At 41.8% G+C, this 26,989-nt stretch carries 21 protein-coding genes and 4 pseudogenes; 15 read left to right on the top strand and 10 right to left on the bottom strand.

The window, feature by feature from the left end; genetic code table 11:
• Positions 1-13 precede the first annotated feature (13 nt).
• The 4 genes from KA717_30840 (at position 14) to KA717_30825 (ending at position 4,266) form a co-directional block, all read left to right on the top strand.
• Positions 14-1,954, top strand: coding sequence for a TolC family protein (locus KA717_30840; protein ID UXE60028.1), 1,941 nt, complete (start codon positions 14-16; stop codon positions 1,952-1,954).
• Positions 1,955-2,178: 224 nt separating this feature from the next.
• On the top strand, positions 2,179-2,472 hold the full coding sequence (locus KA717_30835) for a (2Fe-2S)-binding protein (protein ID UXE60027.1): 294 nt from the start codon (positions 2,179-2,181) through the stop codon (positions 2,470-2,472).
• Between the two features lie 189 nt (positions 2,473-2,661).
• Positions 2,662-2,997 carry a hypothetical protein gene (locus KA717_30830; GenBank protein ID UXE60026.1) on the top strand — a complete coding sequence of 112 codons (336 nt, stop codon included), beginning with the start codon at positions 2,662-2,664 and terminating at the stop codon, positions 2,995-2,997.
• Positions 2,998-3,003: 6 nt separating this feature from the next.
• Positions 3,004-4,266, top strand: coding sequence for a glutamate-5-semialdehyde dehydrogenase (locus tag KA717_30825; GenBank protein ID UXE60025.1), 1,263 nt, complete (start codon positions 3,004-3,006; stop codon positions 4,264-4,266).
• An 18-nt stretch (positions 4,267-4,284) separates the two neighbouring features.
• Here the strand turns inward: KA717_30825 and KA717_30820 are convergent, their stop codons facing one another.
• The 4 genes and pseudogenes from KA717_30820 to KA717_30805 all read right to left on the bottom strand — a co-directional run bounded on the left by KA717_30820 (position 4,285) and on the right by KA717_30805 (position 9,500).
• Entirely contained in the window at positions 4,285-6,180 is a 1,896-nt protein-coding gene (locus KA717_30820) for a putative DNA binding domain-containing protein (GenBank protein UXE60024.1), read from the bottom strand.
• A gap of 89 nt (positions 6,181-6,269) precedes the next feature.
• Positions 6,270-7,715: a GTP-binding protein gene (locus tag KA717_30815; protein ID UXE64822.1), complete on the bottom strand. Its 1,446-nt coding sequence runs from the start codon at positions 7,713-7,715 to the stop codon at positions 6,270-6,272.
• Positions 7,716-7,868: 153 nt separating this feature from the next.
• Positions 7,869-8,051 (bottom strand): annotated as a pseudogene (locus KA717_30810) (PLP-dependent transferase).
• 330 nt (positions 8,052-8,381) lie between these two features.
• On the bottom strand, positions 8,382-9,500 hold the full coding sequence (locus KA717_30805; protein UXE60023.1) for an aminoglycoside phosphotransferase family protein: 1,119 nt from the start codon (positions 9,498-9,500) through the stop codon (positions 8,382-8,384).
• A 147-nt stretch (positions 9,501-9,647) separates the two neighbouring features.
• Here KA717_30805 and KA717_30800 point away from each other — a divergent pair, with 147 nt between their 5' ends.
• From KA717_30800 to KA717_30785, 4 genes are all read left to right on the top strand, one after another.
• The gene (locus KA717_30800) at positions 9,648-10,028 is read left to right on the top strand and encodes a hypothetical protein (protein ID UXE60022.1); all 381 of its coding nucleotides are present in this window, start codon (positions 9,648-9,650) and stop codon (positions 10,026-10,028) included.
• 13 nt (positions 10,029-10,041) lie between these two features.
• A complete protein-coding gene (locus KA717_30795; GenBank protein UXE60021.1) occupies positions 10,042-10,701 on the top strand; it encodes a hypothetical protein in 660 nt (219 codons plus the stop codon).
• A 131-nt stretch (positions 10,702-10,832) separates the two neighbouring features.
• Positions 10,833-12,074: an NAD(P)/FAD-dependent oxidoreductase gene (locus tag KA717_30790; protein ID UXE60020.1), complete on the top strand. Its 1,242-nt coding sequence runs from the start codon at positions 10,833-10,835 to the stop codon at positions 12,072-12,074.
• Positions 12,064-13,023 (top strand): glycosyltransferase family 10, encoded by a 960-nt coding sequence (locus KA717_30785; protein UXE60019.1) that lies wholly within the window; start codon positions 12,064-12,066, stop codon positions 13,021-13,023. Before KA717_30790 ends, KA717_30785 begins: the two co-directional genes overlap by 11 nt.
• On the opposite strand, the gene KA717_30780 is transcribed toward KA717_30785, so the two are convergent.
• Complete coding sequence (locus KA717_30780; GenBank protein ID UXE60018.1) at positions 13,020-14,486, bottom strand: site-2 protease family protein; 1,467 nt, start codon at positions 14,484-14,486, stop codon at positions 13,020-13,022. The genes KA717_30785 and KA717_30780 overlap by 4 nt on opposite strands.
• 153 nt (positions 14,487-14,639) lie before the next feature.
• Here KA717_30780 and KA717_30775 point away from each other — a divergent pair, with 153 nt between their 5' ends.
• The 3 genes and pseudogenes from KA717_30775 (at position 14,640) to KA717_30765 (ending at position 18,589) form a co-directional block, all read left to right on the top strand.
• The gene (locus KA717_30775) at positions 14,640-15,332 is read left to right on the top strand and encodes an MBL fold metallo-hydrolase (protein UXE60017.1); all 693 of its coding nucleotides are present in this window, start codon (positions 14,640-14,642) and stop codon (positions 15,330-15,332) included.
• A 306-nt stretch (positions 15,333-15,638) separates the two neighbouring features.
• Entirely contained in the window at positions 15,639-16,019 is a 381-nt protein-coding gene (gene gloA / locus KA717_30770; GenBank protein UXE60016.1) for a lactoylglutathione lyase, read from the top strand.
• 1,424 nt (positions 16,020-17,443) lie between these two features.
• Positions 17,444-18,589 (top strand): annotated as a pseudogene (locus KA717_30765) (chemotaxis protein CheA).
• 77 nt (positions 18,590-18,666) lie between these two features.
• On the opposite strand, the pseudogene KA717_30760 reads toward KA717_30765, so the two are convergent.
• Positions 18,667-19,948, bottom strand: a pseudogene (locus KA717_30760) (ISKra4 family transposase).
• 85 nt (positions 19,949-20,033) lie between these two features.
• Here KA717_30760 and KA717_30755 point away from each other — a divergent pair.
• From KA717_30755 to KA717_30740, 4 genes and pseudogenes are all read left to right on the top strand, one after another.
• Positions 20,034-21,296: pseudogene (locus KA717_30755) on the top strand (response regulator).
• A gap of 157 nt (positions 21,297-21,453) precedes the next feature.
• Positions 21,454-21,612 carry a hypothetical protein gene (locus tag KA717_30750; GenBank protein ID UXE60015.1) on the top strand — a complete coding sequence of 53 codons (159 nt, stop codon included), beginning with the start codon at positions 21,454-21,456 and terminating at the stop codon, positions 21,610-21,612.
• A gap of 116 nt (positions 21,613-21,728) precedes the next feature.
• Complete coding sequence (locus KA717_30745) at positions 21,729-21,929, top strand: hypothetical protein (GenBank protein UXE60014.1); 201 nt, start codon at positions 21,729-21,731, stop codon at positions 21,927-21,929.
• 84 nt (positions 21,930-22,013) lie between these two features.
• Complete coding sequence (locus KA717_30740; protein UXE60013.1) at positions 22,014-22,181, top strand: hypothetical protein; 168 nt, start codon at positions 22,014-22,016, stop codon at positions 22,179-22,181.
• Positions 22,182-22,374: 193 nt separating this feature from the next.
• Here KA717_30740 and KA717_30735 read toward each other — a convergent pair whose 3' ends face one another.
• The 4 genes from KA717_30735 to KA717_30720 all read right to left on the bottom strand — a co-directional run bounded on the left by KA717_30735 (position 22,375) and on the right by KA717_30720 (position 26,914).
• A complete protein-coding gene (locus KA717_30735; GenBank protein UXE60012.1) occupies positions 22,375-22,629 on the bottom strand; it encodes a type II toxin-antitoxin system RelE/ParE family toxin in 255 nt (84 codons plus the stop codon).
• Positions 22,626-22,823: a hypothetical protein gene (locus KA717_30730; GenBank protein ID UXE60011.1), complete on the bottom strand. Its 198-nt coding sequence runs from the start codon at positions 22,821-22,823 to the stop codon at positions 22,626-22,628. The genes KA717_30735 and KA717_30730 overlap by 4 nt, the downstream gene beginning before the upstream one ends.
• A 542-nt stretch (positions 22,824-23,365) precedes the next feature.
• Complete coding sequence (locus tag KA717_30725) at positions 23,366-26,170, bottom strand: tetratricopeptide repeat protein (protein UXE60010.1); 2,805 nt, start codon at positions 26,168-26,170, stop codon at positions 23,366-23,368.
• A gap of 288 nt (positions 26,171-26,458) precedes the next feature.
• Positions 26,459-26,914: a hypothetical protein gene (locus KA717_30720; protein UXE60009.1), complete on the bottom strand. Its 456-nt coding sequence runs from the start codon at positions 26,912-26,914 to the stop codon at positions 26,459-26,461.
• Positions 26,915-26,989: the final 75 nt, after the last annotated feature.

The following is a 26,989-nucleotide window of genomic DNA, read 5'->3' as shown; positions in this document are numbered from 1 at the left end:
CCTGTTACTATCCATGACTATGTCGCATCCCCTGAATCTGCGCCTTTGGCGATCGCTTATGACCTTGGGAACCAGTGTTGTTTTAATGCTTCCCTTTAACTGGACGGCAAATGCCCAGACTGCCCCTTCTCTCGCGCCCGCACCTTGGTCAAAAACGAAAAAAGTCAATCCATTGGTCGGGGGGAGTTCCTTGGATACTCTCCTTTTACCAGATAGCCAATTTGATGAAAAGATTTTAAAAGACTCTCCTTTGCAAAATTCCCTCAGTCAGGAACTGGATAGTGACATATCTTTACTGCTTGCCAAATCTTTAGATAAAACCCCCTCTTCGGACAAGAGAACTAATTTAATACAGAATTTTAAAAATAAGCCCAGTACAACTCCCGTCAACAATTCTGAATTATCTCAATCAACTTCGACCGGTGCGCCCAATCGTGATAAAGCCCCTGCTCCATCGGATGTTCAGTCCCCTGCTGAGAGTCCTTCTGCTTTTCCCGCCCCGGATTCATTAAGTCCATCAGCCCAACCAGCCACTTTTCCCGCCCCAACCTCCCAGGATTCTCTACGACTGCCCAAAAATCCGGCTCCCAATAACCTGAATTCCTCTGGCAATCCTCTCTTATTCCCCACAAAAGCGAGGGAGGTCGATACAAATATTCGTCAGGCAATCACGCTCAATCAGGCGATTGAATTGGCTCTCAAAAATAATATTGACCTCCAAAAGGCGAATATTTCCCTTGAAGTAGAACAGGCAAACCTTGAAGCGGCTCGATCAGCTTTATTTCCGACCCTTGATACGCAATTTCAATTTAGTCGGGATAGTAGTCCATCAACCGAGTTAAACAACGCCCTGATCACGGCCAATAATCAAACACTTCTTCCCCAGTTTCAAACTCCTTTGCAGAACGAACAGTCAACCAATGCCCAGGGGAACGTTCAATTGACCTATAATATTTATACAGGGGGAGAGCGATCCGCCCAGATTGCAAAGGCAGAAAAGCTGGTTCAAAATAGCCGGTTGCAAATAGAAGTAATTGCGGAACAAACTCGTTTTGATGCCACAGATCGCTATTATGCTCTACAAGGAACAGATGCTCAGGTAGCGATCGCCCAGGCTTCGGTTGAAGATGCGTCCCAAAGTTTACGGGATGCCCGTTTGTTAGAGCAAGCTGGTCTAGGAACCCTTTTTGATGTTCTACGGGCTGAAGGCGACCTGGCCACTGCTAACGAAGCTTTAACCAGAGCGATCGCCGATCAACGCAATGCCCGACGTAAACTGGCCCAAATCCTCGGTGTGGGTCAACAGGTCGAACTCACGGCGGCGGATGAAATTACAGAAGCGGGAAACTGGAATATGCCCTTAGATCAGACTATTGTTCAAGCCTACAAAAACCGAGCCGAACTGGAACAACAATTGTTGCAAATTGAAATTAACGAACAGGACAGCTATATTGCCCTCTCTGGCATTAAACCTAAGGTGGATTTTCTGGCAGACTATACTTATCAGAATAATTTTGATAACTCTGTGGGGGTAGTGGATGGCTATTCCTTTGCTGCTAAAGTGACTTGGCGATTTTTTGATGGTGGCCGGGCCTTTGCTGAAGCTCGCAAGGCTTATCGGCAGATGGATTTAGCCCAAAGTGAATTTGCTAAACAACGGGATCAGATTCGCTATGATGTCGAACAATCTTACTACAACCTCATTTCTAATAAAGACAATATCAGTAGTACGAGAACCAATGTTCGTCGTTTTGAGGAAGCTCTGCGTTTAGCACGGTTACGTTTTCAGGCGGGAGTCGGGACTCAAACTGATGTAATCAATGCTCAACGGGATCTTGCCAATGCCCGGGGTCGTTTCTTACAAGCCATTATTGGTTATAACCAATCTCTGAATAGCCTACAACGCTTTGTCAGTAACCTGCCGGATAATAATCTCTTTGAAGTTCGCCCTTAAGTCTCAGAAAAATCTCAGAAAAGTCTCAGAAACTCGGCGATCGCGAATTTTAGGTTGATCTTAACTTTTTTAAAAGCCTGATCAAAAGAGCCTTAGTCTTTTTGTACGCATAGATTCTAAAGAATAGACAACTTGCTTCTAACGGAGATGGCGTAAAATAACTTAAAATAACGTCAAGATTCTTAATAGAGTCCCCCCCTACTGCCCTATTTACTGGAGTCCGAATGACCATTACTTTTGTCAAGGAAAATAAAGATGTTGTTGTTGCCAATGGGGCAAATCTGCGGGAAAAAGCGTTACAAAATGGTATTGATCTCTATACTCTCAAGGGAAAATTGATGAACTGTGGGGGTTATGGCCAATGCGGAACCTGTGTTGTGGAAATCGTAACGGGAATAGAAAACCTGTCACCCAGAACAGCTTTTGAGGAAAAGGTTTTACGCAAAAAACCAGACTCCTACCGTCTCGCCTGTCAGACCCTGGTTAATGGGCCGGTGAGCGTTAATACCAAGCCCTAATGAGGTTTTTTAAACGGTTGGGCGATTTGTGACTTCTCCAATTTTCCCACTCAGTTACTATACTGACGATTAGACACCAGCTATTTTTCTAGCCAATTTGACCCTGCTTAAATTTCTGTGCGTTCTCGAAAGCCGATCAAGGTTGATTTCAACCATCAGTATCCCTGCCCTTTCTGTCGTCGGGGCCGCTTGCTGTCGATTGTATTAACGGAGGCTTTTGGTTGCGATCGCTGCAAACAGATTTTTGTGGTTGATGAAAAAAATCAAGAAATTGAACTGGTCTCTTCCCCCTCTCCGGCCAAACGACTATGGCGTTGGAATGGCTATCGTTGGCGAGTTGTTAATCCTCATTCTCAAGCAGATTCCTTGCCCACAGTGTTCGCCCTGATGCTGATGGTTCTGCTAGGATCACTATTTTTTGCCCTACATGCTTACCCCTTATTGAGCGTCATTTTAGGGATAATGATGGCAACAACTTTTTTGTTGGTTCTCAACTATGTGTTTTGGTTAGTCTATCGGCGTTAAACATCTATGGCTCAAGATAACCTGCCACCGTCTCTTATTCCCACTTTACAGGCTGCTAAAGATGCCTTTCTGGAATTGGGACAACTTTCTGGACAGAATCGCAATCGAGGTATCCAGGCAATGGCGAAGGGATTGGCGGCCTCCTTTGACCAGGTGTTGGAAGCCAATACTCTAGACCTAGAGATGAGTCGAGAAATGGCGATTTCCGATTGTTTTTTAGATTGGCTGAAGTTAACGCCAGAGCGATTGGAATTTACTGTCGAAATTTTAGAACAATTGGCCGAATTGCCTGATCCAATTCAACGGGTGATGAATGCACCCTATCAACTCAATCCGTCCCAAACCTATTGTCAATTGATGCCCCTGGGGGTCGTTGCTCTAATTTATGAAGCTTTTCCTGAACTAGCGGCGATCGCGGCAGGTTTTTGTGTCAAAACGGGGAATAGTTTAATTTTGCGGGGTTGTGGTGTTTCCAGTCATTCGGCAGCGACAATTACCCAGATATTGCAAGAAAGTTTAGCGGATGTGGGCTTTCCGTCAGGCTGTTTAGCCAGTTTATCCAGTGATGAAGTGCCAGTGATCCAAGATTTGGTCGTTCAGGATAAATATATTAATCTCATTATTCCCTACGGTCGTCCCAGTTTAGTGGAACGGGTCAGTCATCAAGCGGGGGCCCCAGTTCTTCGAGCCGCGATGGGCAATTGTTATCTCTATTGGTCAGCTAAAGGCGATTTGGAATTAGTCCGTTGGATGATTTTGGATAGTCATGCCAGTGAACCCGATCCAGTTAATGCCATTGAAAAAGTATTGGTTAGTCCAACTCAGAATAGTGCTTTATTAATCCGTCTTTTTAACAATTTGCAGGAAAAAGGGTTTGAATTACGGGGAGATGAGGCCATCTGTCAAGAATTTTCCAATTATCTTTCCCTCGCAAAGGAAGCGGAATGGGATAAACCCTATCTTGAAAAAATTGTTGCTTTTCGGACTATTTCTACTCTGTCAGAAGCGATCGCCTGGATTAACCAACATAGTAGTGGCCATGCAGACTGTATTGCTACCGAATCCTACCAAGAAAGCCGTCAATTTGCGATGGGAATTGATAGTGCGTTAGTTTATATTAATACTTCCCCGCGTTTTTCCCGTAATCCAAAACAGGGAGAATCTCTTTTTCTGGGTATTTCTAATCAAAAGGGTCATCGTCGCGGCTTAATTGGTCTGGAAACCTTTACCACTTTAAAACAGGTTGTCCAGGGCAGTAGTAAACCCTGAGCCTTGTACGGAAAGAGATTAAAAGAGCGGCGATCGCTGAAAATTTTTGTTGATATAAAACATTCGCTTATTTTGGTCTGGTCTAACAATAAGATGGGAAGTCTCTAACTGTTTAAAAATTGTTCTAATTTTACGTTTGAAAGATTCGTAATTTTTAATATTAATTACTGTTTTAGAATCACGAAGATACATAATTTTTGCAACTAAATTTGCACTAGCGAATTCCTTATCACTATAGTTATTAAGATGATAGATCACATTTAAGACCTCTTTATAATCTTTACTCAGATAATCATAGTCTTGTCCAAAAATTCGCTTAAGTTCTGATGTAAATTCACTTTTGACAAGCTCTCTGTCAACTAAATACACAGCATAAGGTGAAGGACTTTCTGGATGTTTATAAATGAGTCCTTTATCTTCTAATTTAGCAATGACTGCAAAATGATTATTGCTTTGAGTCAGTAGAATCGTATAGCATTCCAAGCGATTTAATTTTTCAGTTTTAAAAAAATAAGAAAGTACAATTTTTTCCTCTGTAGTAGGTTCGTAACCATCGTATTTTCTTTTAAGATAGCCAGAAAAACTATCTAACCAATATTCCTCCGATTCATCATAGACTTTACCACTAGGAATTACTAAGCTAACAGTTTCTAGTCCCAATTTATAGTAGGGAACATCAATTTCATTATTTAAACAGGCATTTGTTAAGGATGCCATACCAATACCGCGACCTTCCCATTTATCATAAACTTTAAGAATTTCTGCTAATTTAGGATTACTGGGTTTTGGTTCTGGAATAATGGCTCGAATTTTTAGTTTATGCTGATTATTATTTTGAGTTTGATTAATTGTAATTAATATCTGCTGACGAAAATTACCTGGATTTTGAATTTCTAAGCTTCTATTTGGTTTAATCGTAATAATTGTAAATTGATCACTTCGGTAATCTCGATGGGCAAGGGCATTATTAAGCGTTTCTCGAATTAACTTAAGAGGATATTCAGGTAATTTACTCCCACCTTGAGCATAGCTAACACCTATTTGAATATTTTGTAAGCAAAAATCATAGCTGTCATCCATTAATTTTAAGATATTATTTTTAAATATTTTTTTATTTCTTGCTAACGCTATCGCAGAATCAACTTGAACATAGGCATCCACTTGACAACGTCCTCCAATAAAATCATCAACATATTTACCACAAACTAGCATTCCTAAAAGTGTGGGTTTTTGCTCTTTATTAATAAAAAATTTACGAGTTAAGAACGGAATAGCCGATTGTAATTCCGACTTAAGCGTTTCAATGCGAGTTGATTGATTAAGAGATTGAATATACTCATTGAGCTTGTCCAAATCTAAATCCTCAAGAGTTGCATTGAGAACAGGCAAAAGTTCCCTTGCTCGTCTCCATTCTTCCCGTTGTTCTAATTGGGCATTAATTCTATCCTCTCCAATCTGATGATCACCTGTAATTGCTCGTTCATAGGCAATTTTTTGCCAACATACATATTTTTGATCCTCTGGCAAAGCTCTAATTTTAATAATACAAATCCTCTTGTCTAAAAATTCATGGATTTCCCATGTAAAAAATTCTTTTAGATCTAGATTTTGAGGTCTTGAACTTCTATCCCTACAATCTGAAAATTGTTGAGTTAAGCTGATGAGTTTACTTTCATTATTATCATTGTAACCCGTTAATTGGTAGCTTTTCGGCCAGTTAAGATTTTCGTGAATACCCACTATAATTATTCCTCCTTGTGTATTTAAAAAAGCACAAGCAGATTTATATAATTCATCCCACTTACCCTTAGTAGATAGATCTTTTAATTCAAAAGCATCAGTTTCCATTGGCTCATAGGTTTTGTTTTCAAGACAGTTCTTGAGTTTTCGTAAAATATCATCAAGGTTGCTCATTGATAAAAAATAGTAGAAATAGTTTGACTCATCTAAGCAACTTAATTATATCATCTTTTCTAAGAAGTTCGTTCTAGTAAATGTATTAATTAATATTTTTGAAAATCAGCAGTTTTTAACTTAGCTCTCAATTCCTCTTTAATTCGATTTAAAACTGATTTTTCATCCAAGGTTGCTAGGATTTGAGTGACGACAGTTTTGGGCCCGGTTTGCCCCCAGGATGCTCCATTGGCTAGATAGGTTTTGGTTACTTGGCCGATCGCATAACCGGAAACGCCAGCCACACCAGCCTGGGTCACAGCCACAGAGAGATAGGGCGCGATCGCCATTCCCCCCGTCATCGGAACCGTTAAACCCAGTAAACCTTTTAGAGAACTTAAGCCCAGGGTTGCCAAAAATTCACTTGCACTAATCCCTCCCATGCTAACTCCAATCTTTTGAAGTAGGGCGATCGCGGTTTGATGATTCATGGTAATGCCATAGAGCCGAGACAGGGAAAGAATCATGGCCACATCAATGCCGGCTCCCGTTAATAAATCCAATACTGTAACCGGATTTAGGGCGATCGCCGCCGCTTTGAGCATCACTGCTTTATGAATGAGTGCATTAGCTAAAGTATCACGTAGCTCCATTTTTCGATCTATTAATTTTTCCTGCACTGTATCAGCACAGAGTAAGGTATTTAAAGCAACTAAAGATTTTCCTTCCCGTTGTAGAATTTCGATAATTTTTAACCGTAATTCTGTGATTTGTGGGGTACCTCGATATTGTTTACGTTGATAATTACCCAAAGAATCTTTTTGTAATTCGCTTACTAAAGGATTAGCTGAAACCATAACGATTTCTTCAGGAGATAATAATTCCTTAACTCGTTCATCGCGAATTTTGTGGTAAATGGTTAGGCGATCGACTTCAGGATATTGATCAATTTTATTAAACACTAGAATCATTGGTTTGCCCACTTCCCGTAATTGAGCTAGAGCTTGATATTCAACCTTACTCATATCTCCAGCAATGATAAAGAGAATCAAATCAGTTTTTTGAGCAATTTCCTTAGCGAGAATTTCACGACTTTCTCCTTTAACTTCGTCAATGCCAGGAGTATCGATTAACTGAATTTTGGAATTTCCCCAACCCGATAGAGTAAAAGTTTGACCATAGGCTGAAGGATTATCTTCGTTGACTGGCCAATGGGTTGAATCAACTTTTTGAGTAACACCATGCAGGGGGCCAGCTTCAAAAAAGGGCTTTCCCAATAGAGCATTTAAAACCGATGATTTACCACGACCAACTAGGCCAAAAGCAGCAATTTGAATCACCGATTGATCCAGTTTTTCTAACATTGTACAAAGATGATCGATTTCTTGCTCTAAACCAATTTTTTCTTGGGCATTAAGATCGAGATCTGCCACTAAATTTTGTAGAGTATGATGGGCCTGTTGATAGTTAAGTTCTTCTTGAATTGCTTCAAAATTTAGCAAGGCTTTTTCTAAGTCTTCTGGTTGCCAAGAATCTAAGGAATGCAGTTCAGTCATAGTAATATCATCGAAGGAATCATCAGGGCCAGAAACCGCTTGAAAATTCAAACTGTGATAGCCAGGCAAGGGTTCCGTAAATAGAAGAAATTTGCCACTACCCCAGTTAAAGTTTCCTGAATCTACAATTATGCCGCCAACCGAGGTTCCGTGACCGCCAATCCCTTTAGCCGCCGACTGGACAACAATATCGGCTCCGTAATTAATAAATCGTACTAAGCAAACTGCACAGCCAAAGGTGTTATCCACAATTAAGGGAATGCCCTTGTCGTGGGAAGCCTGAGCTAGGGCTTCTAAATCAGGAACATTAAATTGGGAATTGCCGATGCTTTCCACTTGAGATCCTCACCGCCGTAAATGGATAGTGATTCATAAACCTCACAATGTAGGTTTCGGCTTCTTAGTACCTGCCTCTACTCGATTCGGAGTTTTGGTCTTGTGGTCGCTCCACAGACCACAGAAGGGCGATCGCGTTACAAGAGTTAATTGTTTTAAAAATAGTGATCGCGTTTCAGGAGTTGATTGCTTCGAGAATGGCGATCGCTTTGATCTGATTGTAAAATAGTGATAGAAAAAACATCTTGCACATTTTTATTATGACGGAACTACTTGAACAAGCTATGGTATTTTGATAAGCTTATTGCATAGTATCTACCGAAGAACCCGTCATTTTAAATCGGTAATTAATTTTTGGATGGCTGTCTCTTGTCTTTCAATGCTTTCTGTTAGCTTAAATTGTACTAAGGCTCGCGCTAAATTATGGTCAGGATATTTCACCTTAAAATAGACACTTCCGGCTAAATAATCAGTGAAAAAACGCAATCCTAATTCCAAGGCAATCAGACGAATCGCATCAAATAAATAAACATAATCATTTTCCGTCAAAAAAGCCTTAGCTACCTGTAAATAACCCTGTAACATAGCTTGACAAAGATCGAGATCAAAATAAACGCTTTGCCAATCTGCCGTTTCTTCTCCCTGGGGATTACAGCCTGATCGCAGACAATCGCCAATATCATAGTGAACTAGCCCTGGTTTAACGGTATCGAGATCCACCACACTTACCGCCTTACCCGTTTGACAGTCAAACATAATATTATTGACCTTGGGATCGCCGTGCATTAAGCGTAACGGTAATTTGCCCGCTTCCTTGGCTTTTTCAAGAACAGAACAGGAATTAGCGCGATCGCTGACAAAATTGAGACAATGTTGCACCTCAGGGGAAATTTTAACGGCGGTTTGGGCCATGATGGCCTGGTAATGCTGAAGATATTGGGGCGTAATATGAAATCCCACCAGGGTATCCACCAGGCGATCGGTTGATAAATCACTAATCAGATGATGAAAGTTTCCCAACGCATAACCCACTTCCTGGGCATGGTCTTGATCTTTCAAGATATCAAAGGATTCTGACCCTTCAATATAGCTAATGGCCCGCCAGTAGGAACCATCCCCTGTATCAAAATGATCGCGTTGGCCCTTGGTTAGGATTACTCTTGGCACTTCCCAACGGCGATCGCCCGGATTAGTTTGCAGTTTGTGGTGAATATGTTCCGTTAAAGTGTACATATTGGCCATGACGGCCTGGGGTTGCTTAAAAACCTGAGTATTAATACGCTGTAGAACAAAACAGGTTTGGGCCAAATCGTCTAGAGTAACGAGAAAGGTATCGTTAATATTGCCGTTACCAAAACTTTTTATACCGGTAATCCGTCCTTGATGGGCAAAGTGATCGGCAATGGGAAAGAGATGGCTGGTGGTCTGAATAGGAAGGTTTTCAAGCATTTAGGGAACAAGGACAAGGTTTTGGGCGTTTTCTATTCTAAAGTTCTATGGAGAAACAAAGAATCTAATTCTATTTACTTAATACTCTAAAAAACTCTAGTATTGTAATTTACATTGTGATCTCAGCGATTTCTAGGATTGTTCTGTATGAGCCAGGCTCCCTTGCCTAATCCACAAAGTCCTAAAACCAAAGGTGGACAATGGGTAGAAAAGGCCATTGATAGCATACTGGAACCCATTGATTTGATTGGACAACGTCTTTTAGGGGATCTGTGGAAAATTCTATATTTATCCATCCAAGATGCGATCGCTTTAGGTTTGTTACTCCAAATTCCAAGTTTGATTGGTAAGATAATCATAGGTAAAGACTTTTCCAGTTTTGATGTCTGTCTGCAAGAGAATGCTCTGGGGCCATCTCGATATGCTTGTTTTATCATTGTCACATCAGACTTTTTGCTCTGGATTATCCTCGCAGGACGACTTATTGCTCGTTTTATTGTTGATTTAAAAGATATTCGGCGGAAATAAGGAAGAAATTATTATGGCGATTATTTCTCATAATACGGTTAGTCGGTATCAAGAAGCCAAGTTAAATTTACAATCCTTATTTAAGCAAACTTATCAAGTTGCTTTTGGGCTTGCGATGGTGCTTTTAATCACGGCTGGTCGTCCATCTCCATTTGGTCTAACAATAACTGTTGTTTTAGGTATTGCTTTTGTTAGCTGGAGTGAGACTAAACGATTGAGTAGTAATCGTCGTAACGAGTCGATTAAACGAATCCTAAAAAAAATGGAAGAACATGGAAAAAAGCAAAATATGGAAGCTTGCAGTGATGAGATTTTTGAGGAATTTACGAAGCTTAAGCAAGGCAGATGTCAAAGAGACCCAAGAACAAAATATGAAACAAATCCTCTATTTGAAAAAAAACTTATCGAAAAGCTAGAACTAGAAAGCAAACTAGCAAAACATATGAACGAATATATTGAACTTCGGAATAGTCTTACAGATATTGAACTTCAGAATAGTCTTAAGGATAAATATCAAAGTTTAATTGAAGAAAAGTCATTGTTGATTGACATCGAATTTGAGTTGTGTGAACTTAACGTAGAAAAACTAATCGAATTTGAGCTGTGTAAACTTACTGTAGAAAACCTACGGGATCAGAACGATAAGCTATCACAATCACTTCTAGGGACATAAGGGACAAAGTAATTTGACAGGCTAATGTACTTCCTTATTTTACCGTAGAAGACCCAATGTAACTAATAATTTCAATGGATAGCAAAAACTGTGAAAGTTTTATCGTAATCAACCTAAACTGACAAAATAACATGGTTCAGAATCCCAGGGTAATCATTATTGGTGGGGGAGCGGCGGGATTTTTTGGGGCCATTAACTGCGCCATGACCTTTCCTCAAGCCCAAATTACGCTATTAGAAGCGGGAAAGCAGTTTTTAAGCAAAGTACGAATTTCGGGGGGAGGACGCTGTAATGTCACCCATCATTGTTTTGATCCGGCTCAATTAGTTCAATATTATCCCAGAGGTGGTAAGGCCTTACGAGGAGCCTTTAGTCGTTTCCAACCCCAGAATACGATCGCCTGGTTTGCTGACCGTCAAGTGGCCTTAAAAACGGAAGCCGATGGCCGGATGTTTCCGATTAGCGATGATTCTGCCACCATTGTCAATTGTTTGCTGCAAACCGCAAGGGAATACGGTGTACATTGTCGTGTCCAAGCTCCGGTACAAACCGTTCAAAAAAAGGCTTCGGAATTTCTGATTACCCTTAAATCGGGGGAAACGTTAAGGAGCGATCGCCTCCTGTTGGCCACTGGCAGTAACCCTCTCGGTTATCAATGGGCTAAGGAATTCGGCCATCAAATTGAAACTCCCGTTCCCTCTCTCTTTACGTTTAACCTGCGAGATCCCCGTTTAGAAGATTTAGCGGGTATTACGGTCGAGCAGGTTCGCCTCAGTTTAGTGAGTCCAGACCGCAAAAAACTAGAGCAAACCGGGCCCTTATTAATCACTCATTGGGGCATTAGTGGCCCTGCTGTTTTAAAATTGTCAGCCTGGGGCGCGAGATTACTCTATGACCAGCATTATCAAATGAATTTAATGATTAATTGGCTACCGAATCATAATTTAGAAACCTGCCAAGCCCTTTTATGGAAAACCAAACAACAGCAAGAACGGAAACAAATTTTAACCTTCTCTCCCGTTGATCTCCCTAAAAGATTATGGCAAAATTTAGTCAATTTCATCGGCATTGCACCTAAAACCCTCTGGGCAGATTTGTCTAAAAAACACGTCCAAGCTTTGTCACAAGCCTTACTTTTAGGAGAATATCAAATTCAGGGCAAAGGCGTTTTTAAAGAGGAATTTGTTACCTGTGGTGGAGTTCATTTACCAGAAGTTGATTTTAAAACCATGAGCAGTAAAAAATGTTCAGATCTTTATTTTGCCGGGGAAATTTTGGATATTGATGGAGTAACAGGTGGTTTCAATTTCCAAAGTGCCTGGACAACTGCCTGGTTAGCAGGAAAAGCCATAGGAGCCAGACATGAAATCTAAAATCATTGGTATGATCAGCAGTTATCCAAACCTCAATCAAGCCGATTGGTTATGGAAACAAACCCCCCAGCCCTTTGGCTATTGGCAACAGATACAAATGCTGGCAACTACTTCTGAGCCAGATTACTTATTACTTTATCAATTTGATCGTCCTGTTTCTGTGACCTCTAGCCTCTGGTGGCAATGGTGGCATCAGTCTGCCCTCAAGCAACCGTTAGAGAACTTTGTGGATTTTCGGGGGGTTCCTAAAGAGCGCGTCATTTATTTATTAAGAGAACCACCTCTAGACGCTAAAGTAATGGCGATTAATCAAGAAAATTATCATTGGGCTAATCGTCATTGTGGTTACGTTTCTGGCCCCGATGATGCCGCCCCTTACCCTGATTATATGCCAGCAATCTGGTATCTAAATGTCTCATTTCGAGAATTAAATGAGATGTCTAGTCCTTTAAAAGTGAAAACCTGTAGTTGGATTACCTCTGGCATTAATCGCTCTCTGAATCATCAGCAACGTCTTAATTTTATGTCCCTTTTACAAGCCCAAAATCTAGATGTTGATATCTATGGCCGGAATTTACCAACTGAGATTAAATCGGAGGGGAATGTCAATAATAAATGGAATGTGATGTCCCCCTATTATTATAATTTAGCGGTTGAAAACTATGTGGGTAATCAGTGGTATGTGAGTGAAAAGTTATGGGATGCGCTCTTAGCTTGGTGTTTACCGATTTACTACGGAGGAACGGCGGCCGATCGCCTTTTGCCACCAGGATCTTTTTTACGCTTGCCTAGTTTAGATGCAAAGGGATTAGGCTATATCCAAGAAGTGACATCAACCTTGGATGCCTGGCATGAAGCCAAAGAAGCGATCGCCGAAGCGAGACAAATTATTTTACATCGTCTGAATTTACTAAATTGGCTGTCAGATTTTGTTCGTCAACAGCGTTAAATTCCTAACCAAGCGGCAACCACTTTGGGCAAGGGTAGCAAAATACTCACCAAAATCACCATGGCAAAAATCCCTAAAAAATCTCGTCGGTTATCCAATTCCGTGACATCATTGAGTGCGGGTTGATCACTGACCGGCATCAATAATAGAATAATGGCCCAGAGAAAGAAGTCACGACGGATAAAAGCCAAAATCACCACCACAATCCGAGTCATCTGACCGACGATGATGGCAACCCGTTGACCGAGCATGGCATGGATAATATGACCCCCATCCAATTGACCAAAGGGCATCAAATTCAAGGCCGTTACGATAATTCCGATATAACCGGCGATCGCTAAAGGATGTAAATCCAAGGCCATCCCTGGTTTTAAGGTAGCTCCCAAGGCGAGTTTACTGATTAAAGACAACAACACCGAAAAACGGGGATCAAGTGCCTGAAACTGGATCAGGGTTCCCTGGGAACTGATTGGAACCACCGATGATTGGCTTAACCCCCAATAGAGTAGAGGCAGAGCAATCACTAACCCGCCTAAAGGCCCGGCGATCGCCACATCAAAGAGGGCACGACGATGAGGAACTGGGGATTTCATCTGAATAAAGGCCCCAAAGGTTCCCAAAAAGAAAGGAATCGGAATAAAATACGGCAAGGTCGTCCGTACTTTATAGTAAATTGCTGTCAAATAGTGACTCAATTCATGAATCCCTAAAATACTAATAATACCGAGGGCATAGGGTAAACCCTGGCTTAAAACCATCGGGTCGGCTTGCAATTCCTTGGAGGTCACTCCGCTCATCTCAGCCCCAATCAAGGTAGTGGTAAAGATCGTCATCACTAATAGGGCTAGGGCTATCCAAGGTCGGGAAAGCGGTTCCGAAGTGGTTTCCGGTTGAGATTCCGTAACGGGATTGGGAATGAGCGCGAAAAAGGGTTGCCCCTGTAAACTTTCCTGAAATAGGACTAAAAAGCGATCGCCGAAAACATTTTCCACATTATCCTTAATGCGCTCATAGGCCATCTCCGGAGCAGTTTGCAGTTTTCCTCGACAGAGAATCGCCTGAGGTCGATAGTCCAATTGTTGCAAATAATAAACGCCCCAGGGAAAACAGTCCCGTAAGGATTTTTCCTCTTGGACATTGATCGGACGAATTTTTGTATCCGTTGTGGTTTTATCTTCTTCGCTGCCAGGGTTTAGAGATGTCTCTTCTTTTTTCTCTGGAGTAATTCGCCCCTTTTGAACGAGCCACCAGTAGAGTCCAGGACACACCAAAAATGGCCCCAGAATCAGTAGTAACGGTAAGGGCTGATCCTCCCCATAGACCACCGACCAAAGTGTCCAAATCAGAGCGGGAATCATTAATACAAACCAGAGTAGCCAAACGGGAGTCCGTGTGACATTAGCTGCACTGCTTTTGACGACAAAGTAGGTAATGAATCCGAGTAGAAATAAAAAGAGCCACATTTTGAAGTTAGTTGCGTCTGTTCGGCGACATTAAATCAGTTTAAAGAAGAACAATGATTAGCTAGTGACCATTATCTCTATCTTTCTATGATAAATAGGGTAGAACTTTATTGCTAATCTAAAATTCAGGCTATCCTATCCCCCTAACCCACCATGATTGATGAGTCGAATCTTCCAAGTCCCTCTGAGCGCAAGTTTAAGCCGCCTCGTCTCATTCTTCCTGGTATCTATGCCTTTCCTCCCAATCGAGATATTTTAGGGGGGACAGCTTATCTGTTTGTGCATTCTGGGGGCAACGTTTTAATTGATTGTCCCGCCTGGGATAAAGAAAATCAACAATTTTTAGCGGAATTGGGGGGCGTGCGTTGGTTAGCGTTGAGCCATCGCGGTGGTATTAGTCCATCTCTAGCTGTCCTACAACAGACGCTTAATTGTCAAGTCCTGATTCAAGAACAGGAGTCCTACCTGCTACCCAATTTAGCCGTGACAACTTTTCAAGACAGTTTGGATTTAAACTCAGAACTGCAATTAATCTGGACACCGGGCCACTCCCCTGGCTCGACTTGTCTTTACACCTCGGTTTTAGGGGGTGTTCTCTTTACAGGTCGCCATTTACTAAGCGATCAGCAGGGTCAACCCACTCCTCTGCGTCTTTCCAAAACCTTTCATTGGCAACGGCAGCTTAATAGTGTCGCTAAACTCCGCGATCGCTTTTCGGCAACCACCTTAAATTATCTTTGTCCTGGCGCGAATACCGGCTTTTTGCGGGGTCAAGGATTTATTGATCAAGCCTATCAACGTCTAGAAAAGCTGGATCTTAAGGCCCTCAGCCTCTCTAAACCTTAAGTTTTTTTTGCCGGTCAAGCTCCGTCAATGTCAGCCCATGACTTTTGCTTATGACTTTAATCAGGATTGCTTTGTCAAGTTATCTTTACAATTCGCAACAAAGACGTTACATTTATTTACATGAGAGCAAAAAGCAATCTCTCGATATAAAAACAAAATTCTATAACGACTCTTTATTTTCTTCGGTTTATCCCACAAAAGGTTTCCCATTGGATTTCTCCCACTAGCCTTGGCAGTAGCCGGGCTTTTTTATTTTTGCTAAGATCGACTGGATTTTGACCATTGCTTAGGAGGCTAGTTTTTACAATGCGAATGCTTCACACCATGTTACGGGTTGGCAATCTAGAACAATCATTACAGTTTTATTGCGATGTTTTAGGGATGACTCTGCTACGCCAACGAGAGTATCCTACAGGTGAGTTTACCCTGGCCTTTGTCGGTTATGGCGATGAATCTCAGCAGGCTGTGATTGAATTAACCTATAACTGGGGAGTCGAACAATACGAATTGGGTAATGCCTTTGGTCATGTGGCGATCGGTGTGGATGATATCTATGCCACATGTGACAAGATTAAGGCCAAGGGCGGTAAAGTCACCCGTGAACCGGGCCCCATGAAGCATGGCTCTACCGTGATTGCTTTTGTGGAAGATCCCAACGGTTACAAGATTGAACTCATTCAACACTAGCGTAATGTTCTAAATCTGTGAAAATACATCCAAATGAAGCATCCAAATTCAAAGTGATTGATAAATAATCCAAGGATAGTATTATATTGCTGATGGTAACGTCAGTTTCTCTGGCCTTGATGGATGAATGATATAGTTAGTGAAAGATATTTTTTTCTTCATTAAATATATCTAATACAGTACCGAGATATTCTTAAAGATATTTCTTAAAAGTTTAATGTAACGTTTCAAATCATTACATTTAATGATGGTTTTAGGTACATTTAAAGAGCAAGAACCTAAAGCCTTAACTAGAGGTAACATCCCTTGCAATCCCTGTGACCCTTGTTAGGATCAATATGACGATGAGCAGTAACCCCCAAGATATGCCGGAAATGGACAATTGGTTTGACGATGAAATCGAGGGAATTCTTAAGGACTTAGAACAGGAAACGTCCTCAGAAGGTGATGCCCAGGGAATTGATGACCTCAATAATCTATTTGACGAAAGTGCTTTTGATGAGAGTGCTTTTGATGAAAGTCTCTTTGAGCTAGATGCCCCTATTGCCAGGGTAGAAACGCCTCAACGTATGACGCTTTCCCTAGATCAAGCTGATGCAGAGCTAGAAGCCCTATTTGAAGATCCAGCGGAATTGGAAGAAGCAGAACTCGATCCCTACGAAACCTCTAGTTGGTTAGAACTTGATAGTCTAATCTCAACGAGTTCCTCTCCGACTGAAACTCCAGCCTCAGAATTAAACCCTATTTTCAGTCAGCAGAATAATGATAATTTGGTCGGATTTGATGATTTAGACAATTTGTTCCAGGAAGCGGAAGAGGATTTAGCCTTAAGTATTCCCGAAGAAATGTTGCTAGGCTCGTCTCATACGAACGGCCATGAAGATCATTCCCCCAGCTCCAATAGTACGCCGCAATCTTTAGAATCCAGTTTTTCCATCAGTTCTACTTTCAGACCTTCGGAACTAGAGGATTTACGAGAGTTATTAGGAGTCACGAGTTCTTCCTCTGAATCCGAAACGAATGCCTTTTTTAATGACTTTAATGAAAGTACCGCTCAGTTATCTCCCCCTGTCTCAGCTTGGAATGCCGTTCCTGAATCTTTACAGTTTTATGATGATATTGACCAGTTAGAATCCCTGTTAGCAGAACCACCTCGTTTCCAGCCCCTTGAGGAACCATTAAATATTCAAGCTCTGGAAGCATTGATTGATTCCCCTGTTATTACCGCTCCAGTCATAGCAGAAACGCCTGTGCCCGTTGCCCCTGTTTATACTCCTGCCTATACCAACTACGAAGCAGAAGATGAATTCAAGGATTTAGAGGCCCTATTGGAGCAGGCCGATCGCACGATGGGAGGCCCGCCAACCATGATTGCGGTGGGAGGTCAACGTCTTCAACCCCGCAACCGCCCAGGGAAGACCAAGGTTTTTGAACAGACCATGCGAGTTCCGGTCAAACAGTTAGATAATCTCAGTAATTTGATTGGGGAACTGGTCGTTAAACGAAATCGCCTAGAGCAGGATCAGGAACGCCTACGACAATTTTTAGATAATTTACTCAATCAGGCCCAGAGCTTAAGTGATGTGGGTGGCCGAATGCAGGATCTCTATGAGCGGACATTGTTAGAGGGAGCTTTATTAGCGAGTCGTCATACTAACCGTCAGTCTCCTAAATCAACTTACTCAGGGGAAGCCACTGTCACCGTGCGCGATCGCGGTGGTTTTTCTGGCGCGACCCAAGGAGGCGATCAACCCCTAGATGCGTTGGAGATGGATCGTTTTACGGGTTTCCATTTGCTGTCTCAGGAAATGATTGAATTGATTGTGCGAGTTCGAGAATCCACTTCTGATATTCAATACCTGGTGGATGAAACCGATCAGGTGGCCCGTACCCTACGGCAAGTCACAACCCAACTTCAGGAGGGCATGACCAAATCTCGGATGGTTCCCTTTGCCCAAACAGCCGATCGCCTCCCCCGTGCCATTCGCGAAGTTTCCATGAAACTGAATAAACAGGTCGGACTGCAAGTAGAAGGTCGGGAAGTCTTGATTGACAAGATGATCCTAGAGCATTTGTATAATCCCATGACCCACCTGGTCAATAATGCCATCACTCACGGTATTGAAAGTCCAGAGGAACGACAAAGAAAAGGTAAGTCCCCCGAAGGTGAAGTCAGTATTTCTGCTTTTCTACAGGGTAACCAAACCTTAATTACCGTATCTGATGATGGGGCTGGTATTGATGCCGAGCGGGTTAAGCGCAAAGCGATCGAAAAAGGAGTGATTACACCATTAGAAGCCCATAGCATGAATGAACAGGATGTCTATGATCTGCTGTTTCATGCCGGTTTTAGTACAAAAGACAAGGCGGATGACTTTTCGGGGCGGGGAGTAGGTCTTGATGTCGTGCGAACCAGTTTACTGGAAATTCGTGGCTCTGTCACCATTGATTCTACACCAGGAAAAGGAACTACCTTTAGCATTCGTTTGCCCTTAACCCTCAGTATCTGTAAAGCTCTTTGCTGTCTCAGCGATCGCGCCCGTATTGCCTTTCCGATGGATGGCGTAGAAGATACCAAAGACTATCTGCCCAGTGATGTGGTCTTGAATGAGGGGGTGCGACCTTTAGTTGATAAAAGCTGTTGTAATCAGGGTTCTACAGGGAACCCATATTGATCAAGTTTTGCCCAAAATTGACTCCATCGTTCCTTGGTCAATACCAAAGCTCGTAGGCTCAAAATAATTCCTGCTCCTTTTTCCTTCCATCGCATCCCTGAACAACATAATCGTTGTTTGACCAACGTCTTACAAGCTGCTTCCGTAACACCTGAACCAATCGGATACTTTTTCTCTATGTATTCAGCATAATCCATTTGATGCTGATGATTCTCGTAATAAGTAATCGCCGCTTGTAGTTTCTCGGTAAGATTCTTAGAATGACTTTTTTCTTCTTTGACTTCTTTCATCAGATTTAGCAGTTCTCCTGCTTTTCCTTTTTCATGCTTGAGTTCTCGACAATTTTCAGTCAACCATTCTTTTTGTTTTGACACGGTATTCGGATGCAACGCTTCTGCCAAGGCACCTAAGTAACCAGAGGCATGATAGAAATCTAATATCTGTTCTTCCGTTTGCTTTTCTAAAAACTTCCAATTTGATTCTGCCCCGTCTGCTATCCCGACCAATGTTGCCTCTGGATAACGGTTTTTCGCTCGCTCAATTTCTCTTTCTAATCTTTCTAGAAAACTCTTTTTTCCATACTCTGGTGCCGCACCTAGATAGATTGTAGGTTGACGTTCGCCTTCACTATCGTATAGGGAAACGGTTCCCACCATTGCTTCACGGTAGCCATCCTCACACATCAGCATACAGGTTCCATCTAATCCTATTCCCACTGTTGCAATTTGGCTATCCTCCTTGGGCGGGGCATAACTCCACGCTTCTTCTTTTGCCTGTACCACACTTCCTACTGCTTCACTCAATCTTTGGATATAGGATAGCGCTACTTTTCTACCATGATTTTCTAATAAATCATTTTTCACCTCTTTGCCTGCCATCCCTGACATTTTTGAGGATACCTGTTTTGCCAATAATGGCGTTGATGTTATGATTATCCTTGCTTCTCTTTCTAAGGGGCAATACGTTTTTCCTCAAAGGTGAACGCTGATATACATGACGATTCACTATAACCTCACCATAAGGTGTTTGATATTCTTTCGGTTGCTCTCCCTTACTCTTCCAGATTTCTTCACCGATTTTTAAGGGTGAACCATCTGTATCTAAATATTTCAAGGCTTCTTTGCTGGCGATGCAACCTACTTCGTTTAAGCCTTTTTGAATATTTATTTCTGTATCCAACATTGAACGACTGAGTTCTAATGTTAGTTCTATTTTTATCTTTGAACCCTCTACATTAATTAGTTTTGCTGTCATCATTGTTTCCTCTTTGTCACTTTTCATCCCATGTTAACACTTTTCTTTTCCTTCATCAACTAAAGGTCACACCCGTATTCATTGGCAGGATATGTTACTACCGATCTATCGTCTAGGGGACTTACTGAACTATAATCGCCAACTCAGTCGGGGTACAGTCTATGGCGGCAAGAAAGAAGAAGAAATTGTCTCGATTGTGGTCTTACGAGGAGGCGCAAGTAATTTACTGGCGATTCAGGTTGATAACGTATTAGGAGAAGAAGAAATTGTTATTAAACAGATTGAGGGGCCAGTGCCCAAGCCGCCAGGTATTGCTGGGGCAACGGTTCGAGGCGATGGTAGTATTATGCCGATTGGGGATGTTCTCGAACTCATTGAAATTGCCCAAGGGCGTATTCGGACTGATATTGGTGGTGGACTCTGGCGTAAAACGGCAACCCCTGTTAACCAAGACCTACAAATGGAGCCAACCGTCCTGATTGTGGATGACTCCATTACGGTACGGGAACTGCTTTCTCTCAGTTTCAGTAAGGCCGGCTATCGAGTGGAACAAGCACGGGATGGTCAGGAAGCCTGGGAAAAACTGCGATCGGGATTGCCCTGTGATCTCGTCTTCTGTGACATCGAAATGCCGCGCATGAATGGTTTGGAGTTACTCTCACAAATGCAAAGTGATGAGCAATTAGCCAATATTCCCATTGCTCTACTAACCTCACGGGGAGCAGACCGTCACCGAAAAGTTGCTGCCAGGTTGGGAGCCAGTGGTTATTTTACCAAACCCTATACCGAAAAAGACATTCTGGATGCCGCTGCCCGCATGATGCAAGGCGAGGTCTTACTGCAAGGAAGTATCAAGCAACCCCATTCTTTCCTGTCTCGTTTTAAGAAAGCCAAACAGACTAATCCAGGTCAGTTTCCACCTCTCCAAGATGAGATGGATGTGTCGCCCAGGGTTCTGATCATTGACGACTCTGTTATGGTGCGGGAAATGCTGTCTTTGACTTACCGTAAGGCTGGTTATGATACCGAAGTGGCGCGAGATGGCCAGGATGCCTGGGAAAAACTACGTTCAGGACTGCCCTGTGATTTAATCCTCTGCGATATTGAAATGCCTCGTATGAATGGCTTAGAGCTTCTGAGCCGGTTACAGGATGATCCGCAATTATCTCGGATTCCAGTGGCGATGATCACCTCACGGGGGGCTCAAAAAATGCAGCGTCTGGCCGCTGAAAAAGGAGCTAAGGGTTATTTCGTTAAACCTTATATCGAAGAAGCACTTTTAGAAGCATCCCAACGCCTCATGGCCGGAGAAATGCTCCTAGATGTTAATGCCCTCGTGGAGGATTAAGTTTGGCACGATTGAAATGGAGCCGAGCAGAGTCGAACTGCTGTCCAAACTAAGAAGGTTAATTAGGGCTTGCTGAAAAAGTCAAAAAATTGAAGAAATTCTACCTGTAAATAATTAGTTGATAGCTTTTCCTGTCAAAAGGGATGATAAGACTTCCGTGATAACATCAGACATAATCAACGAAAAATTTACAGCAAGATTAGTTCGCCTCTTCAAGCTTTCCAAAACAGCGATCGCCCTCTCCTCTCTCCACAACCAAACACCGATCGCCCTTCTCAAACTTAGCAAAATGCGATCGCTCCTTAAACGGCCCTAAAAAGAGCCTTCCCTTAACTCTCTTCAAAAAAGTGATTCTGAAGGGATCTGTTACATGGTACGCATTATCATAGAAAAATGATAAAATAAGAAGCTGTTATTATAGGGATCACTAATATGACAAAGTTACAATTAATTCAAACAGAAATTGAAACTCTTACGGATGATGAATTTACCTGTTTAAAAAATTGGATTAATGAATTAGATGCTCAACAATGGGAAAATCAAATTGAGGAAGATTCTAATTCAGGAAGACTTGATTTTTTGATTGAGGAATCTTTATTAGAAAAAAGTAAAGGTCAGTTAAAGGAGTTGTAAGTGCATCGAACGAATCAAAGATTTTGGCAGTGTTTTTATCAGTTACCTAAACCAATTCAGATATTGGCTAGGAAGAATTTTGAATTGTTAAAAAATGATCTCAATCATCCTTCTTTATCTTTTAAAAAAGTTGGAAAATTTTGGTCTGCAAGAGTTGGTATTAACTATCGAGCTTTAGCTTTTAAAGATGGTGAAGATTATATTTGGGTTTGGATAGGAAGTCATGAAGAATACGAAAGTTTATTAAAATAAGCGATCGCACTTCGCAAACTCAACAAAACGCGATCGCCACTTCAAACTTCACAAAAACAGCGATCACTCTCTCTTCTCTCCACAATAAAACAGCGATCGCACTTCCAGAATTTAACGAAACAGCGATCACTCTCTCTTCTCTCCACAATAAAACAGCGATCGCACTTCCAGAATTTAACGAAACAGTGATCGCCTATCGGTAGATGTCTTTGCGATGTCCAATATCTAGAACAATTACCTTTTTTGCCGAATCATCTATTCCATAAATAATGCGATAAACTCCAATCCGAATCCGCCAACCTTCTCGTCCTGTCAGCTTTAGACATCCTGGAGGTCTTGGATTTTCAGCTAATGCTCTAATCCCGTCTCGAACTTTCTGATAGCCATCCTGGGAGAGGTTCTCTAAAGCCTTAGAAGCTCGTTTTTTAATTGTAATAGTATAACTCATTGACGACTATTTTCAATGGTAGCGATCGCTACTTCAAAAGGGATTTCTTCTTCTTCCGAAATAGCTAAATCATAGGCTCTAATTGCATCTAACTCTTCGGAGTCTTGTAGTAGTTTTCGATATTCCTCTATATCTAAAAGAATACCGATTTGATTACCCTGCTCGTCAGTAATATATTTTTCTTTTAATTGCATTGATAATTACCTTGTTAGTTAACTGTCATCTCGATTATAGCCCAAATAATTACATTTTTGTATTTTTTCAGAGGAGATCGCTCTTCCTAAACTCGATAAAATGTGATCGCCCTGCTCAAACAAAAAAAAGATCGCATTTCCTAAATGCAATAAAAACGCGATCGCGCTTTATCCCTACAAATGTTTCCCATCGGCTCTGCAATAGCAAAAATAGTATTTTGTGGGGCTTCTAGGCTGTCTTTTATAACAAACTTCTAGCCTGTCCTTAATCTTTAATCCGAGGTAGGGGCTTGGTCGCCAAGTCCAATAGTTTAAGGATTTGGATAAGGATGAGGTAGGGGCTTGGTCGCCAAGTCCAATGGTTTAAGGGTTTGGATAAGGGTTTGAATAAAGGATTAGAGCAGGATTTGGAAACCAAACCCCTACAATGTTTCTTGTCGGCTCTGCAATATTAATGTGTCGTCATGCAATAACGATGTATCTCTCTACAATAATAATGTGTCTCTCTACAATATTAATGTATGGCATAGAATTAATATTGTTTAACCATGCAATGTTTTCCGTAGGCTCTGCAATGGTTGGGGATAGATTGCTATTATTTCTAACATTATTAACATTGTTTCAGTATCTAGAGAGGGAACGTTTGCTTGTTGAGTAAGGACTTCTAGAAGACCTAATAATGTTTGTGTATCGCAATCCATAAGGATTTGTACGTCCAACATTTTTGTTGCCAATAGAGCGTTTTGAGTTTGGGGATGGTGATCTCCTAACTTTTGTTGACGAATGATTAATGCTCGTTGAGACAGTTTTTTTGCCTCTGCATAGTTACCTTGGTCGTTATAAAGTAACGCTAAATTGTTGAGGTCTGTTGCAATTTCTGGATGATCTTCTCCATAGATTTTTTTATCAATAGAAAGAGATCGCAAATAGAGAGGTTTGGCTTCGTTGTATTTTCCTTGGTTACGGTAAAGTTCTGCCAAACCGTTGAGACCAGAGGCAACGTGAGGATAATTTTCTCCTAATTGCTTTTCCCAGATAGAAAGCGATCGCCGATAGAGAGGTTCTGCTTCGTTGTATTTCCCTTGGTCACAATAAAGATTCGCCAGATTGTTGAGACTGGCGGCAACGTCGGGATGATCTTCTCCTAATTGCTTTTCCCAGATAGAAAGCGATCGCAAATAGAGAGGTTCAGCTTCGTTGTATTTCCCTTGAGATTTATAAAGTAATGCCAGATTGTTGAGACTGGTGGCAAATAAGGGATGATTTTCTCCTAATTGCTTTTCCCTGATAGAAAGAGATCTCGCCATAAGAAATTCTGCTTCGTTGTATTTCCCTTGATTACGGTAAAGTTCTGCTAGACCATTGAGACTGTTGGCAACGTCGGGATGATTTTCTCCTAATTGCTTTTCCCTGATAGCAAGCGATCGCAGATAGAGAGGTTCAGCTTCGTTGTATTTCCCTTGGGAATCGTAAAGTAATGCCAGATTGTTGATACTGGTGGCAAATAAGGGATGATTTTCTCCTAATTGCTTTTCCTTGATAGAAAGCGATCGCCGATAGAGAGGTTCAGCTTCATTGTATTTCCCTTGAGAATGGTAAAGTTCAGCCAGATTGTTGAGACTTTGCGCAACGTCGGGATGATTTTCTCCCAATTGCTTTTCCCTGATAGAAAGCGATCTCGCCATAAGAAATTCTGCTTCGTTGTATTTCCCTTGTTTACGGTAAAGGTCAGCCAGATTGTTGAGGCTGCCGGCAACGTCGGGATGATCTTCTCCTAATTCCTTTTTCCAGATAGAAAGCGAGCGCAGAAAGAGAGGTTCGGCTTCGTTGTATTTCCCCTGGGAATTGTAAAGTTCAGCTAGATTGTTGAGACTGCTGGCAACGAAGGGATGATTTTCTCCTAATTGCTTTTCCAAGATAGAAAGCGAACGCAAATAGAGAGGTTCGGCTTCGTTGTATTTCCCTTGGGAATTATAAAGAAATGCTAATTGATGTAGGCTAAGGGCAAATTGAGGGTCTTCATTCCCTTTACACCAATCAATCATTTTTTTTAAATGAGGTTCAATCAGATTGAATTCTGCTAGGGTATTTGATTGCTCGACGTTACTAGCAACGATCAAAAATAGATCACAAAATGCTTGTTTAATCTCGCTGTGTTGGGGATGCTTTTTAAATTGTTCTGCTAAATAATCCCTAATCAGAGGATGCAAATCATAAATATCCGTCTCCACCGTCAGCACAAGGTGCAGTTTCCTGAGAGATTTTAGCCACTTATCTTTCAGATGATCCTCACTAAAAGATTCACCCTGTAAATTTTCATAGATGCCTTTCACAAAAACCCAATGAATCGCCGCCGATGCAAATGATCCCAACACACAAGCAAGATATTTTGCTTCTGGTGTCAACTCATCCCAACTCAAATCAAAAGCCGCTTGAACTCCCCTGGTCGCTTTGATGGCCATCGGCACTTCTTCGGGTGACAAAGCAGGATGTTTAACCTTTTCCTTTAACTTATCCCCCATCGCTGACAAAGAGAGGGATTGATAATCTTCATCTTCTAAGTAATAACCCACCAATTCCAACGCCAAAGGCAAATAACCCAACTCCTCACAAAGTCTTTCTGCGGCGGATATTTCTCTTGCCACTCTTTCTTCGCCAATAATCAAAGCTAATAATGCTACTGCCGCCCCAGGTAACAATACTTCTAGAGGCAATTCTTCGGCAATACGTGGATCAGGTGTATCCCGTGAAGTGATCAGTAACCGCAACTTTCCTAAATCCGTAGGCGGTAAATATTGCTTAAAATTTTTAGCTAAACCAGACACATCATCAAGAATCAATAACACTGCTTCGGTCTGGGTTTTCCAGGCTTCCCAACACTGAGTTACTTTCTGGGTATCCGATAAACTATCCTCTATCTGTGCCTGAAAATGATACTGTGTCACGGCCACAATCTCCGCCGCAATATTCTCACGACTCCGTGCATCAACATAAAATACTCCTCCCGAAAAATGCGCCTTACAATCATCGCTTGTGGCATAGTTCCGCACTAATTCCGTTTTACCCACTCCTCCCATACCCGACACCACACAGACATTCTTCTTAGTTTGCAATAACTCATGTAGTCTGTCTAACTCTGTTTCCCGACCAATCAATCCTCCCTCGCGGGGTTGCGGTGGTACAAAAGGATTTCCTGCTAGAGAATTTTTTCCCTCTAGACCATAGTTGTTAATAGTGACAGGGCCAGAATTATCTTTAAAGATGGGAGCTTTGTTATCGGTAAAGAGATTCTGCTCGGCTTTACCTGTTACATTCCAAGACTCAGAAGCGGGTGTTTCGTTTGACATTTTTTCCTCCTATGTAAGTGAAATAGGTTTCTAGCCTGTAGATCCCCCCCAGCCCCCCTTAAAAAGGGGGGAGAATATAAAATGCTTACTGTGTATGGCTTTGAGTTTTTAGATTGGGAGATTTTTGTAAAGAACAGCTTAATCAGGGAAGCTAAATTCCTAGGAGTAACCTAAGTCCCCCTTTTTAAGGGGGATGCCGCAGGCAGGGGGATCAAACCTCTAGGAATATAAAGAGATTTGTGTACACAGTAGCTCAAAAAGGGATAGAACAATATTGGCAAAAGAGAATTATTGAGGTGGCATACCGTAGTTAATGTTTACAGTACCACTGCTATCTTTAATAATCGGTGCTTTATTATCCGTAAATACATTCTTCTCCGCCTTACCAATCACATTCCAAACCTCTCCCCCTGCACCCTGCTGAATATCAATATCTTGCTGAATTTGCTGGGCCAATGATTGCACTGCTTGAGCAAAAGCCTCATCTTGCATGGCAGATTCTAAATGTTCACCCACCGTTGCGATCGCGTTAACATCACCTTTTTCTGCTTCGGTCAGGGCCACATCCAGCTTTTCATCTTTGCCCCGTAATTTATGAACAATCATTATACGCAAATCATTCATTTTGGCGATCGCCCCTGCGGAAAACTTCTTGGCAACTTCACCCGCTCCCGACTTGATAAACTCTCGAAACGCTAAATCCGCGATCGCGCTGGCGGTGAATATGGTGATGGGATCGGCCATTTTTTTGTCCCCTGGTTTAAATTAACTGCTCCCATTATAGCAATCAAAATTATGCTTAATTTTCTAGGATTCAAT

Source organism: Woronichinia naegeliana WA131 (genome assembly GCA_025370055.1).
In the GTDB taxonomy this organism is placed as follows: domain Bacteria; phylum Cyanobacteriota; class Cyanobacteriia; order Cyanobacteriales; family Microcystaceae; genus Woronichinia; species Woronichinia naegeliana.
The sequence above is the reverse complement of the archived record's forward strand: the minus strand, read 5'-3'. Positions and strand labels throughout refer to the sequence as shown.